The sequence below is a fragment of the Achromobacter sp. RW408 genome (assembly GCF_003184165.1).
GTDB classification, from domain to species: Bacteria; Pseudomonadota; Gammaproteobacteria; order Burkholderiales; family Burkholderiaceae_B; genus Achromobacter; species Achromobacter xylosoxidans.
In genome coordinates, this window is the sequence record NZ_QHHO01000046.1 from 786,302 (window position 1) to 799,213 (window position 12,912).

At 68.3% G+C, this 12,912-nt stretch carries 11 protein-coding genes; 3 read left to right on the forward strand and 8 right to left on the reverse strand.

All coding sequences use genetic code 11. The features are described 5' to 3' along the window. The 3 genes from DK459_RS13760 to DK459_RS13770 form a co-directional block, all read left to right on the forward strand. Positions 1–1,082: autotransporter outer membrane beta-barrel domain-containing protein (locus tag DK459_RS13760; protein ID WP_146221900.1), on the forward strand; the 1,082-nt coding region annotated here is incomplete at its 5' end. A gap of 169 nt (positions 1,083–1,251) precedes the next feature. Continuing rightward, positions 1,252–2,247 (forward strand): tripartite tricarboxylate transporter substrate binding protein, encoded by a 996-nt coding sequence (locus tag DK459_RS13765; protein WP_006387218.1) that lies wholly within the window; start codon positions 1,252–1,254, stop codon positions 2,245–2,247. Positions 2,248–2,275: 28 nt separating this feature from the next. Beyond that, positions 2,276–2,995 (forward strand): class II aldolase/adducin family protein, encoded by a 720-nt coding sequence (locus tag DK459_RS13770; protein WP_020927901.1) that lies wholly within the window; start codon positions 2,276–2,278, stop codon positions 2,993–2,995. A gap of 63 nt (positions 2,996–3,058) precedes the next feature. Here the strand turns inward: DK459_RS13770 and DK459_RS13775 are convergent, their stop codons facing one another. From DK459_RS13775 to DK459_RS13810, 8 genes are all read right to left on the reverse strand, one after another. Further along, positions 3,059–4,450: an FAD-binding oxidoreductase gene (locus DK459_RS13775; RefSeq protein WP_070542595.1), complete on the reverse strand. Its 1,392-nt coding sequence runs from the start codon at positions 4,448–4,450 to the stop codon at positions 3,059–3,061. Positions 4,451–4,540: 90 nt separating this feature from the next. Continuing rightward, positions 4,541–4,933 carry a nuclear transport factor 2 family protein gene (locus DK459_RS13780; protein ID WP_024069017.1) on the reverse strand — a complete coding sequence of 131 codons (393 nt, stop codon included), beginning with the start codon at positions 4,931–4,933 and terminating at the stop codon, positions 4,541–4,543. Positions 4,934–5,081: 148 nt separating this feature from the next. Beyond that, positions 5,082–6,062 carry a GTP-binding protein gene (locus DK459_RS13785; protein ID WP_070542583.1) on the reverse strand — a complete coding sequence of 327 codons (981 nt, stop codon included), beginning with the start codon at positions 6,060–6,062 and terminating at the stop codon, positions 5,082–5,084. A gap of 1 nt (position 6,063) precedes the next feature. Beyond that, complete coding sequence (locus DK459_RS13790; RefSeq protein ID WP_070542586.1) at positions 6,064–7,740, reverse strand: amidohydrolase; 1,677 nt, start codon at positions 7,738–7,740, stop codon at positions 6,064–6,066. Beyond that, the gene (locus DK459_RS13795; protein WP_006387224.1) at positions 7,733–9,364 is read right to left on the reverse strand and encodes an ABC transporter ATP-binding protein; all 1,632 of its coding nucleotides are present in this window, start codon (positions 9,362–9,364) and stop codon (positions 7,733–7,735) included. The genes DK459_RS13790 and DK459_RS13795 overlap by 8 nt, the downstream gene beginning before the upstream one ends. After that, positions 9,364–10,266, reverse strand: coding sequence for an ABC transporter permease (locus DK459_RS13800; RefSeq protein WP_006387226.1), 903 nt, complete (start codon positions 10,264–10,266; stop codon positions 9,364–9,366). The genes DK459_RS13795 and DK459_RS13800 overlap by 1 nt, the downstream gene beginning before the upstream one ends. After that, positions 10,263–11,231 carry an ABC transporter permease gene (locus tag DK459_RS13805; RefSeq protein WP_006387228.1) on the reverse strand — a complete coding sequence of 323 codons (969 nt, stop codon included), beginning with the start codon at positions 11,229–11,231 and terminating at the stop codon, positions 10,263–10,265. Before DK459_RS13805 ends, DK459_RS13800 begins: the two co-directional genes overlap by 4 nt. A 12-nt stretch (positions 11,232–11,243) precedes the next feature. Then, positions 11,244–12,863, reverse strand: coding sequence for an ABC transporter substrate-binding protein (locus DK459_RS13810; protein WP_006387230.1), 1,620 nt, complete (start codon positions 12,861–12,863; stop codon positions 11,244–11,246). Positions 12,864–12,912 lie beyond the last annotated feature (49 nt).

Consider the following 12,912-nt stretch of genomic DNA (forward strand, 5'->3'; position numbering starts at 1 on the left):
CCGCGCCACCGGACACCGGTGCTCCTGGGCACGGCGCTGACGGCCTTTCGCCATTCACGCCATTCTCATTGAGACTGTCCGACCTGGACGCCCTGCAGTCGCGCAAGGGAATCATCGACCGGCTGGCGCAGTCCGGGATCGCCGCGGACGACGACACCGTCAACCACATTGCCGCGGTGCGGAACCAGATCGTCCGCACCAGCGCGCTCGCCAGCCTGCCGCGCGTGGCCTTCGTGCTCGAAACCAACCAGCTCAACAAGCGGCTCGGAGACGTGCGCCAGTTGAACGAGGACGCCGGGGTATGGTTCAAGACCGACCACGGTCAGGCGGACTACGACCAACTACGCCTGAAGCACACCACGCTGCAGTTCGGTCTTGACCGCAAGCTTGGCAGGCAGCTGTACGGCATCATGGGAAGCCATACCCGAGGCTCCGCGCAGGGGGAAGGCAGTCTTTCGGAAAAGCACACCACGGGCGGCGTCGGCCTCTACTATGCTTGGATCCATGAGGACGGCCCCTTCATCGACGTGATCGCCAAGTACTTGAGAACCAACCAGACCTACCATCTGCCCGCCAACCTGAACATCGACGCGCAGGGTGTGCGATCCACGTCGCTGCTGGCCAGCGTGCAGGCGGGATGGCGGCAAAATCTGTTCGATGGCCGCGCATTCATCGAACCGTCGATCGAAGTAGCCACAGGCCACACCAGCGCCTACACCTTGCACGGCGATAAAAACAGCATCGATGTCCGGGTCAACGCCAGCACGCCGGTCTATGCCAAGATCGGCGCCGCCGCCGGCTTGAGCCAGCAGTCGGATGAACAACACGGCTTGGCCCTGTCCGTGGGGCTGTTCCGGCTGCAGAACCTGCGGCGCGGCGGCAGTGTCGATATCCTCAACAACAGCGTGTCCGGGGACATGTTGAGCACGCCGATGAGCGACGACAGCCGCTATCTGGTCAACCTGTCGCTCAACGCCAGGCTGTCTTCCAACTGGCGGCTGTACAGCCAGGTCGAAAGCAGCTTCGCCGGAAAGCTCAAGCACGATTACAGCGGCCAGGTCGGCGTGCGCTATCAGTTCTGAGCGCGGTCGCGCCGGGTCGGACTGCGTGATGCGCGGCATCATGCCGTGGCCAATGCCTCCGGCGCGGCCATACGAGACATCGTATGGAAAATAATATTTTTTCATTGGAACTCGCATGGCCGGGTCCAGATAATGGCTCCACATAAAAAAACCATACGGAGACATCAAGATGACCAAGCCATGCATGGCGAGGCGCTTGCGGCTGGGCGCCGCCATCGCACTCGCCCTGGGCTTTTCCCCTGCCTGGGCCCAGGCCCCCTATCCCGCCAAACCCATCACGCTGGTCGTCCCCTTCGCCGCGGGCGGCGGCGCGGACGTCGTGGCCCGCCTGGTGGCGGCGAAATTGCCGCAGCAGCTGGGCGGCCAATCCGTCATCGTCGACAACAAGCCGGGCGCCTCGGGCAACATCGGCGCGCAGCAGGTGGCGCGCGCGGCGCCTGACGGCTATACCTTCCTGTTGACCAACAGCACCCTGACGATCAACGCCGCCCTGCAGATGCGCGGCACGCCGGACGTGAAGAAGAGCCTGGCGCCGATTTCGCTGCTGGTCTCGGCGCCCGTCGCGCTGGGCGTGAACCCGGCCATTCCCGCCAGGACGGTGCCGGAACTGGTCGCCTACATCCAGCAGAACAAGGACAAGCTGAGCTATTCGTCCTGCGGCAACGGCACGCCCCAGCATTTCGTGGGCGAATCGGTCAAGCAGATGGCGAAGCTGGACATCGTCCACGTGCCCTACAAGGGTTGCGCGCCCGCCATCAACGACGGGCTGGGCAACCAGGTGCCGGTGCTGTTCAGCACCATTCCCAACCTGGCGCCGCACGCGGACGCCGGCAAGCTGCGGATGATCGCGGTGGCGTCCAGGCAGCGGGTCTCGTTCCTGCCGAACGTGCCCGCCATCGCCGAGACCGCGCCTTTCGGCGACCTCGACATCTCCGTCTGGTTCGGCATCCTCGGCCCGCGCGATCTGCCGGCGGACGTGAAAGCGAAGTTCGAGCAGGCCGTTGCCGAGACGATGAAGAATCCCGCGGTGCAACAGGAATTCCGCGACCGCTACTACGAGGTGGTCCAGACCGGCCCGGCCGCGATGGCGCGGCAGCTTGACGGCGATCTCGGCCTGTACAGCGCGCTGGCCAGCAAATCGGGCATCTCGCTGGACCAGCAGTAGCCATCACACAACACAAGGGAAGAATCTCGTGAGCACCCCCATCCAGCACCAACAGGTCATCGACGACCTGGTCACCGCCAACCGCATCCTGGCGCGTTTCGGCGTTCTCGACGGCTTCGGCCATGTCAGCGTCCGCCACCCGGGCAATCCCGCGCACTTCCTGCTATCGCGCTCGCTCGCGCCGGAACTGGTGACCGCGCAGGACATCATGGAATTCGACGAATCCTCCGAACCCGCCAACGCGGACGCGCGCAAGCCCTATCTGGAACGCTACATCCACGGCGAGATCTACCGCGCGCGCCCCGACGTGCAGGCGATCGTCCACAGCCATTCGCCGTCGGTCATCCCCTATGCCGGATCGAATGTGCGGCTGCGCCCGATCTACCACATGGCCGGATTCCTTGGCGCCGGCGCGCCGGTGTTCGACATCCGTTGCTGCTTCGGCCACACCGACATGCTCGTCAGGAACCGCGACCATGGCCGCGAACTGGCGCAAACGCTGGGGCAGAGCAAGGTCTCGCTGATGCGCGGACATGGTTTCGTCGCGGTCGGCGGCGACATTCCGGTGGCAGTCTACCGCGCCATCTACACGGAGATGAACGCCGCGCTCCAGCAGAAAGCCATCGGCCTGAACGGCGAGATCACATATCTGTCGGACGAGGAAGCCGCCATGGCCGACGACATGATGGCGGGCGTCATGAACCGTCCCTGGGAGCTGTGGAAGAAGCAGGTATCCGCGCAGGCGTGATCGCCCCTGGCGACGGGCTCGCCGGCGGCGCGGAGCCCGCGCGCCGGCCCTTCGCCGCCACCGCTACAGCACTTCGTCGCGCAGGTAGTACCAGCGATACAGCAGCGCCTGCCCCAGCCGGCGGAACGGCGCGAACAGATGGCCGGGCAGCGGCGAGTCGTAGATCGGCAGGTTCCACGACAGGCCGTCCTGGCCCATCATGCGCTGCGCCAGGCGGCGGCCGGCATGGGCCGAGAACGACACGCCATTGCCGCCATAGCCGAAGGCGTAGTACACCTGCCGCGCCGGGTCCGGCTGGGTGATGCGCGGCATCATGTCGTGGCTGACGTCGACCCAGCCCGTCCACGCATAGTCCAGCTCGATGCCGCGCAGCGACGGGAACTTGCGCGCCAGGCCTTCGCGCAACAGCGCCAGGTGGCGCGGGTGCTGCGCGTCGGCGCCGCGCAAGGCGCTGCGGCTGCCGATCTGCATGCGGCCATCCGGCAGCAGCCGGTAGTAGAACCTCAAGGTGCGCGTGTCGGTGATGAATACCGTGCTCTTGATGCCGGCGCGGGCGCGTTCGTCCGGCGTCAACACGCGCGTCACCATGGAATTGGACAGGATCGGCATGATGCGGTTGTCCAGCAACCGATTCACACCCTGCGCGGTATAACCGCCGGTGGCAAAGCCAACCCGCTTGGCGCGCACCGTGCCGCCGGGCGTTTGCAGGCGGTAGCCGCCGCCCTCCTCGGTCCAGCCCAGCACCGGGCTGCCCGGATGCAGGCGCGCGCCCAGCGCCCGGGCCTGGCGCATGTAGCCGTAGGCGAGCTTCAGGGGATGCACGCCGATGCCGTCCGGCTCGTGCAGGGCGCCGACCGCCTCGTGATCATCGACGTAGCGCTCGCGCAGTTCCTCCTTGGTCAGCATGCGCGTGTCGTACCCGAACAGCTCGCGCATGACCCGCGCTTCGTTGCGCAGGAAGGCCATCTTCTTCTCGCGATGCGCGGTGTACAGATGGCCGCCTGGCTGCGCGTCGCAGTCGATCTGCGCCACCAGGCTCTTCCAGTAATCGAAGCCTTCGTGGATCTCGGCATCCAGGCGCCGCGCGGTGTCCAGCCCCCAACGTTCGATCCATTGCGAGCGGTACAGGCGTCCCGACGCGTTCTGCCCTTGTCCGCCATTGCGGCTGGTGCAGCCCCATACGGCGCGGTTGGCCTCCAGCACCACCGCGCGCACGCCGTAGTCGCGCGCCAGCGCCAACGCCGCCGACAGGCCCGTGAACCCCGAGCCGACGATGACCACGTCGGCCTCGATGTCGCCCTGGATCGGGCCGTCGTCCACGGGCGGCGGCCCGGCCGTGGCGACCCAGTAGGTCGGCGCGTACTCCTGCCCGCGTCCCGGCGCCGACACCAGCGGATCGTAGAGCGGGTCGTAGGCGCTGACGGCCGGGCTGGCGGCCGCCGGCGCGGCCGGCATGCCGGCGGGGTCGATGAGGGTACCGGCGGTATTCGACGGATCGGAAGACATAGCGGCATCCATGGGGCGGTATCCGGTGGCGGCGTCGGCTCAGGCGCGGGCCGGCAAGGCCGGGCGTTGCTTGCGGAAGGCGTTCTTGACGCGGATCTTGCCGTCCTGGAACGTGAAGACGTCGACCATGTCGGCCTCGACTCGCGAGCCGTCCGCGGCCGTGCCGGTAAAGGTGCTTTCCGACACGCCGCGCTCGCCCGCCACCCAGTGGCGGCCGTTGTTCCACTGCGCATCCGGGAAGTTCTTCCAGGCCGCCTCGAAGGCGGCGCGGACCGCCTCGCGGCCGCTGTGCCGGGCGCCCCAGCGCTCGGGGCCGCCCACCGTTTCGAAGACGCAGTCCTCGCTCATGAAAGACATCAGGGCGTCGATATCGTGGCGGTTCCAGGCGGCCGCGAACTCGGCCAGCATGTCCACGGTGACGGTCTTTTGCATTGCCTACCCTCCTCGATCGCCGGGCGCGACGTGCGCCCAGGCTCCATGCCCAAGGTACGCGGGGGGCTGGGCAGGGTCTAGAACCAGACGCGGCAAATCGCTTGCACCAGAACGGCCCCGCCGGCGCGGCGCCTGCTTTCACGACGCCTCACGTAGCGCCTGACGTGGCGGCGGGCGCCAGCCGCGCGCGCAATTCACCGCCTTGCGCCATGCCGCGCATGCCGATGAAGACCAGCGATGGCGACCGCGCCCCGGCGGGGCGCGCCGCCCGCGTATCGAAGCGCACCCGGCGTCCGGCCAGCTGCACCAGCACCCAGCCATGGCGTTCGGTGCGCACCCAGCCCTTGGCCCGCAGCCAATGGCGCGGCAACTGCCGCAGCGCATCGGCCAGGCGGTCGGCATGCAGCATGGCGGGCGCGGGCCAGAGCCAGCTCTGGAACGGATGTTGCGGCTCGTCGGCGTCCATGGCGTGCGCCGGTCCGGCCGCCGCGTGGCGGTGCGCCGGATCGCAGCAATGCGCCGCGCAGTTTTCATGGCCGCGATCGTCCGCGCCAAGCAATGCGCCCAGGTCCACCCGCGCCTCGCGCGTCGTTACGACCGGCGCCCCGCCGGCCTGCGTCCGCAGCCAGTCGCGCAGCGCCGGCAACGCGGCGGCGGACAACAGGTCCGTCTTGTTCAGCACCAGCAGGTCGGCGGCGCGCAATTGGCGTTGCGCCGTGTCGGCCAGCAGCGGATCGGCAAGCGTCTCGCGGATGGCGCCGGCGTCCACCAGCACCACCACCGCCTCCAGTTGCAGCAGCGGATCCGACAGCCCCACCTGCGCGATGCGCCCCGGGTCGGACACGCCGCTGGCCTCGATCACGATCCACCCGGGCGCCGGATCCAGCGCCAGCACCCGCGCCAGCGCGTCGTCCAGGCCGCCCGCCATCGAACAACAGACGCAACCGTTGGCCAGCCGGATCACGTTGTCGGCGCGCTCGGCCAGCAGGCCGGCGTCGATATCGACCGGTCCGAAATCGTTGACCAGCACCGCGGCGCGGCGGGCGCCGTGCGCCAGCACGTGGTTCAGCAAGGTGGTCTTGCCCGCGCCCAGGAAGCCGCCCACCACGGTCAGCGGAATGCGCGCCATGTCAGGCTGCTTGGGGCGCCAGCGGTCGGCCGCCGATGACGGTGCCCAGCACCTCGATGTCCTTGAGCCGTGACGGCGGCACGTCCAGCGGATCGTCGCGCAGCACGCAGAAATCGGCGTGCTTGCCGACCTCGATCGAGCCGACCAGATGGTCCATGTGGAGCGTGTAGGCGGCCCCCAGGGTGATGGCATGCAACGCTGCTTCGACGCTGATGCGCTCGGACTCGCCCAGCACGCGGCCGGAGGCGGTCTGGCGGTTGACCGCGCACCAGGCGGTGAACAGCGGCCCCAGCGGCGTGATGGGCGCATCCGAGTGGATGGCGAACGGCACGCCCGCGCGCGCGGCCGAGGCGCAGGCATCCATGCGGTTGGCGCGATCCGGTCCCATGGTCAGCGCGTAATGGGCGTCGCCCCAGTAGAAGATGTGGTTGGCGAACAGGTTCACGCACATGCCCAGGCTGGCCATGCGGCGGAACTGCGCCGCGTCCGCCATCTGGCAATGCTGCAGGGTGTGGCGGTGATCGCGTCGCGGGCTGCGGCGCAGCGCGCGGTCGATGGCGTCGATGGCCAGTTCGGTGGCCTCGTCGCCATTGGTGTGGATATGCAGCTGCGCGCCCGCGTCGTGATAGGCCTGCACCATGGCGTCCAGCTCGCCCGGCGCGATGACCCAGATGCCGTTGGGCGCCCCGTTGTAATAGCCCGGCCAGCGCACCCTGGCGGTGAAGCCCTGGATGGAGCCGTCCACCACCAGCTTGACCATGCCCAGGCGCAGCTTGCCATGATTGAGCCGGCCCGCCTCGCGCAGCTTCGCCAGGCAGGCGGCCGGGTCGCCGGCGTAGGTCAGCGCGGACGCCGCCGGCACGATGCGCACCGGATAGTCGGGCTCGGCCGTGACCCGCGCCAGCGTCGCCAGGCCCTCGTCGCCCAGCTCGTTGACGAGATCCGTGGCGGTGGTGACGCCGGCCCACTGCGCCACCTTACCGAACATGCGCAGGCCGCTTTCCGACAGGCCCACGGTGCGGAACGGATTGCCGATCAGCCGCATCACCGGAAACATGGCGGCGAACTCGCACAGCTCGCCGCTGGGCTGGCCGTCGGCGAAACGGCTGATGCCTTCGATATCCGTATCGCGGTCGATGCCGGCGCGGGACAGCATCGGCGTGTTCACATTCATGAGGTGCATGCTGGCGTGCATCACCACCACCGGCCGGTCGGCCGACACCGCGTCCAGGTCGTGCACGCTCATGCGCTGGCCGCCGAAGAAGATGGGATCGAAGCCCCAGCCGATCAGCGTCTGCCCCGGCGCCAGGCCGGCGGCGAATTCACGCAGGCGCGCCGCCACCGCCTCGAAGCTTTGCAGGCCCGGCCACATACGGCCGTCGGGCCCGCGGCGGTCGTAGTAGCCAACGTAGGCGAACTGCCACATGCCGCCTTCCGGCAGATGGCAGTGGCCCTCCACCAGCCCCGGCATCAGGATGTGGTCGGCGTAGCGCTCGTCCAGCTCGGCCGGTCCCCAGCCGGCCAGGTCTTCGCGGCTGCCCACGCCCAGGATGCGGCCATCGCGCACCGCCACGTGCGTGGCGCGCGGCTGGGCCGGGTTCATCGTCAGGATGGCGCGGGCGGCAAAAATGGTGGTGCCGGCGGCTTGCGCCTGTGCCGGATGCGGGGTGTCATGCATGCTGCTTGCTCCTGGTCGTGATGTCCGACAGCGCCTGAAGGTCGGGCTTGTCCCAGGCCTTGCCCGGCACCGAATCGATCAGGCGGCGCGTGTATTCGTGTCGCGGGTGGTAGAAAATCGTGGCGGCGCGGTCCAGCTCCACCAGTTGCCCGTGCCGCATCACGGCGATGCGGTCGCAGATCTGCGCCGCGACGCGCAGGTCGTGCGTGATGAATAGCACCGACAGGTCGAACTGGCCGCTGATGGTCTTGAGCAGATCCAGCACCTGCGCCTGGATCGACACATCCAGCGCCGAAACGGCCTCGTCGGCCACCAGCAGCCGCGGCTTGAGCGCCAGCGCGCGGGCGATGCCGACCCGCTGGCGCTGCCCGCCCGAAAACTGGTGCGGATAGCGCTCGCCCGCGTCGCCACCCAGTCCCACCAGGGCCAGCAGTTCGCGGGCCTCGCGCAGCGCGGTCTGGCGGCTCTCGCCAAAGCCGATGGGGCCCTGCGCGACCGAATCGACCACGCGCTGGCGCGGGTTGAGCGAAGCGTAAGGGTCCTGGAACACCATCTGGATCTGACGCCGGTAGGGCCGGAAATCCCTTGGCGCCATGCCGACCAGTTCGCGGCCGTCCAGGCGCACGCTGCCGCTATCGGGCGCCACCAGGCCGATCAGCGCGCTGCCCAGCGTGGACTTGCCCGAGCCCGATTCGCCGACCAGTCCCAGGGTTTCGCCCTGGCGGATCTCCAGCGAAATATCCCGCAATGCCTCGACCCGGCGGCCGCCGGTGACGTAGGTCTTGCACAGCTTGGCCACCGTCATCAGCGGCGGCGTGGCGGCGGCCTCGTCCTTGCCCTCGGGCTTGTGCGGCACCGCCGCGATCAATTGACGGGTGTAGGGATGTTGCGGCCGGTTCAGGATCTCGGCGGCCGCGCCCGCCTCCACCACCGCGCCGTGGCGCATCACCACGATGCGGTCGGCAATGTCGGCCACCACGCCGAAATCATGGGTAATGAAAATGACGCCGATCCCCATGCGCCGCTGGATGTCCTTGATCAGCGCCAGGATCTGCGCTTGCGTGGTGACGTCCAGCGCGGTGGTGGGCTCATCGGCGATCAACACGTCCGGCTCCAGCGCCAGCGCCATCGCGATCACCACGCGCTGGCGCTGGCCGCCGGACAACTGGAACGGATAGGCCGCGTACATGGCCCGGGGATCGGGCAGCAGCACCTGACCGAACAGCTCCAGCACCCGCTGCCTGCGCGCGTCGGCGTCCATGTCCGTGTGCCAGGCCAGCACCTCCTCCACCTGCCGGCCCACGCGCATGACGGGATTGAGCGCCGTCATGGGCTCCTGGAACACCATGCCGAACTTGCGGCCGCGCAGCCCCTGCCATTCGGCCGCCGACAGGCCGACCAGGTCGCGCCCGTCGTACAGGATACGGCCCTGGGTCACGCGCAACTGATCCGGCGGCAGCAGGCCCATGATGGCCTGCGCGGTGACCGACTTGCCCGATCCCGACTCCCCCACCACGCACAGGATTTCGTTGCGGTTGACCGTGTAGGACACGCCCCGCACCACCGCCGGGCCGCCGTGGGCGGCGGACACGCCGAGATCGCGGACTTCAAGCAAGGCGCTCATCAGCTTCTCCGTTTGCTGGCCAGCTTGGGATTGAGGGCATCGTTCAGGCCGTCGCCGATCAGGCTGACCGCCAGCACGGTCAGGAAGATGGCCGCGCCCGGCAGGGTCACCGCCCACCAGGCGGTCAGGATGTAGGGGCGGTTGCTGCCGATCATCAGCCCCCAGCTCATCACGTTGGGATCGCCCAGCCCCAGGAACGACAGGCCCGCCTCGAACAGGATGGCGGTGCCGATGGCCAGCGTGGCCGAGACGATCAGCGGCGCCAGCGCGTTGGGCAGGATCACGCGCCAGATGATGCGCGCGTTGCTGGAGCCGATCACTCTTTCGGCCAGCACGTACTCGCGCCGCTTCAGGCTCAGGAATTCCCCGCGCGCCAGGCGCGCGGTGGCGGTCCAGCTGACCACGCCGATGGCCACGGCGATGGTGCCCAGCGACGGCGAAAACAGCGTCACCAGCACCATCGCGAACAACAGCGCCGGCAGCACCTGGAAGAACTCGGTGATGCGCATCAGCGTTTCATCGACCCAGCCGCCGTAGTAGCCGGCCAGCGCGCCCACGGTGATGCCGATGGCCATCGACAGCACCGCCGCCACCACGCCGACCAGCAAGGTGGCGCGGCCGCCATGGATCATGCCGGTCAGCACGTCGCGGCCCAGGTAGTCCGAGCCCAGCAGCAGTTCGCCGCCGGGCGGCTCCATGGGCGCGCTGGCGATCTCGAACGGATCGGCCGGCATCACCAGGGGGCCGATCAGCACCACCGCCAGGATGGCGGCCAGCAACAGCAAGCCGATCAGCGCGCCCGGATTGCGGGCGAAAGCGCGCAGCGCTTCGTACGATGGTCGCGCCGCACGGGCGGCCGCCGGCGCGGGCGCGCCGGACAAGGCGGGAGGAACGTGGCTCATGAGGTCTTTATCCTGGGATCGATCAGCCGGTAGGCCAGGTCGGTAAGCTGGTTCATCACCACCACCAGCAGGGACGCGAACAGCAGGATGCCGAGCAGGGTCGGATAGTCGCGCCGCAGCACGGAATCGAACGCCAGCCGGCCCAGGCCCGGCCAGTTGAAGACCGTCTCCACCAGGATGGCGCCGGCCAGCACGTTGCCGAATTGCAGGCCGAGCATGGTCACCACCGGCAGCACGCCGTTGCGCAGCGCGTGCCGGTACAGCACCGTGCGCTCGGGCAGGCCCTTGGCGCGGGCGGTGCGGATGTAGTCGGCCGACAGCGCGTCCATGACGCTGGCGCGCGCCAGCCGGCTGTACTGCGCCAGGTACACGAACGCCAGCGTGAAGGCCGGCAGCACCAGGTGGTGCAGCACGTCCAGCGCGCCGGCCCAGCCGCCCTCGGGCCCGCCCGCCGAGCGCATGTCCGACACCGGGAACCACGGCAGCAGCGACGCGAACAGGATGATCAGGATGATGCCGGTCCAGAACACCGGCGCGGAATAGCCCACGATCGACAGCAGCGTGATGCCCTGCGACAACGGCCCGTTGGGCTTGCGCGCCGCCAGCGTGCCCAGCGCGGTGCCCGCCAGGAAGGCGCTGGACACCGCCGTCAGCACCAGCAGCAGCGTGGCCGGCACCCGCTCCCAGATCAACTGCGCCACCGGCAGGTTGAAGAAGTAGGAATAGCCCAGGTCGCCGCGCGCCACCTGCGACAGATACAGCCCCAGTTGAACCAGGAACGGCCGGTCCAACCCGTACTGGGTGCGCAACTGGGCCCGCAGTTCCTCGCTGATGCCGCCCATGGAGCCGGCGATGGTCTCGACCGGATCGCCGGGCGAGATGTGGATCAACAGGAAGTTCAGCGTCACCACGGCCAGCAGCAGCACCGCGGCATAGCCGGTCCGACGCGCGAGATAGCGCAACATGGCACCCTCCCGCTATTGCAGATACGTGTCGTCCAGCGGCGACAGCAGGCCCCAGATCCCATCGGGCAGGCCGTGCACCTTCTTGGACGACAGCGTGTGGTACGGAATGACCGTCAGGAAATCGATGGGCAGGTCCTCGGTGACGATCTGCTGGAACTGCGCATACAGCGCGCGCCGTTTGGTCTCGTCGGTCTCGGTGCCGGCCTGCGCCAGCAATTCATCGACCTTGGGATTGCGGTACGACTGCGTGTTGGTCCAGATGATGTCGCGGATATTGCTCGACAGATAGGTGCGGTGCACGCCGATCACCGGATCGCCCCAGTTGAAGACGATATCGGTGGTCATGTCGAAATCATGGCTGGCGATGCGCTTGGCCCAGGTCGGGAAATCGGGCGAGGCGCGCACCTGCACCGCGATGCCGACCTTCTTCAACTGGCTGCGCAGGTATTCGGCGACGTTCTTGCCCTGCACGTCGCTGCCGGGCATGTAGTCGACCGTCAGGGTCATGCGCACGCCCTTGCCGTCCTTCCTGAAGCCGGCCTCGTCCAGCAGTTGTTCGGCTTTCTTCAGGTCCAGCGGGTACTTCTTCAGGTCCTGGGTCGCATAGGGGCTGGACGCGACGATGGGCCCGTCCGCCGGCTTGGCGAAGCCGGCGTTCAGCGCCTTGGTGATGAAACCCTTGTCGATGGCGTAGGCGATCGCCTGCCGCACCCGCGCGTCGTCCAGCGGCTTGCGGGTGGTGTTAAACGCCAGCCAGCTGAGCGCGCCAATGCCTTCGTAGCCGCGATCGGTCATGACGATCTGCGGATTGTCCTTGGCGCGGCGCAGGATGGTCGGCTCGGTCATGTACGGCAGCGCGCCGATGTCGCCACGCTCCAGCCCGATCAGCAGGTTGGTGGCGTCGGGGTTGATCTTGACCACCACCCGGTCCAGGTAGGGCTTGCCCTTTTCGAAGAACTTGTCGAAGCGCTCCAGCACGATCTCCTGGCCCGGCTTGAAATCCTTGAGCGTGAACGGGCCCGAGCCGACCACGTTGGCCGAATTGCGCGGATGGTTCTTCAGGTCCTGGCCGTCGCCGTAGATGTGCTTGGGCAGCACCGGCATCAGCGCCGGCGACAGCGCCAGCAGGATCGCCGGATGCGGCTTGCTCATGCGCAGCACGGCGGTGTAGGGATCAGGCGTATCGACGCTTTCGACGGGCGCCAGCATGCTCTGGAACGGATGGTTCTGCTTGACCGCCATCACCGAAAACGCCACGTCTGCCGACGTCACCGGCTTGCCGTCGTGAAACACCGCGTCGTGGCGCAGGTGCAGGGTCAGCGACCTGGCGTCGGGCGCCAGTTCCCAGGACTGCGCCAGATAGGGCTGCGGCTTCCAGTCGGCGTCGTAGCGCAGCGGGCTGGCGAACAGCTGAGCGCTGGGCAGCGCCGTGGCGATGCCCGACTGCACCGCGCCGTTCAGGTGCCGCGGCACCTGGGTCGAGCCGATGACCAGCGTGCCGCCCGGCTTGGGCGTATCGGCGGCCCGCGCCGCGTGCGTGCCGGCCATCAAGGCCCATGCTGTCAGTATTGCGGCAAAGCCGCGTGTCGCGCTGCGCATCATCCACCCCTTGGCATTGTTGGCATGAGCCATTCAAACGATGGCTATGGCGCTAGCCTAGTCAACCCGGGGGTCCCGGCTT

Coding starts and splice junctions, on each gene's coding strand:
- DK459_RS13805 (WP_006387228.1), bottom strand. CDS start 11,231: ATGTTGCGCTATCTCGCGCGTCGGACCGGCTATGCCGCGGTGCTGCTG.
- DK459_RS13765 (WP_006387218.1), top strand. CDS start 1,252: ATGACCAAGCCATGCATGGCGAGGCGCTTGCGGCTGGGCGCCGCCATC.
- DK459_RS13810 (WP_006387230.1), bottom strand. CDS start 12,863: ATGGCTCATGCCAACAATGCCAAGGGGTGGATGATGCGCAGCGCGACA.
- DK459_RS13800 (WP_006387226.1), bottom strand. CDS start 10,266: ATGAGCCACGTTCCTCCCGCCTTGTCCGGCGCGCCCGCGCCGGCGGCC.
- DK459_RS13780 (WP_024069017.1), bottom strand. CDS start 4,933: ATGCAAAAGACCGTCACCGTGGACATGCTGGCCGAGTTCGCGGCCGCC.
- DK459_RS13785 (WP_070542583.1), bottom strand. CDS start 6,062: ATGGCGCGCATTCCGCTGACCGTGGTGGGCGGCTTCCTGGGCGCGGGC.
- DK459_RS13790 (WP_070542586.1), bottom strand. CDS start 7,740: ATGCATGACACCCCGCATCCGGCACAGGCGCAAGCCGCCGGCACCACC.
- DK459_RS13775 (WP_070542595.1), bottom strand. CDS start 4,450: ATGCCGGCCGCGCCGGCGGCCGCCAGCCCGGCCGTCAGCGCCTACGAC.
- DK459_RS13795 (WP_006387224.1), bottom strand. CDS start 9,364: ATGAGCGCCTTGCTTGAAGTCCGCGATCTCGGCGTGTCCGCCGCCCAC.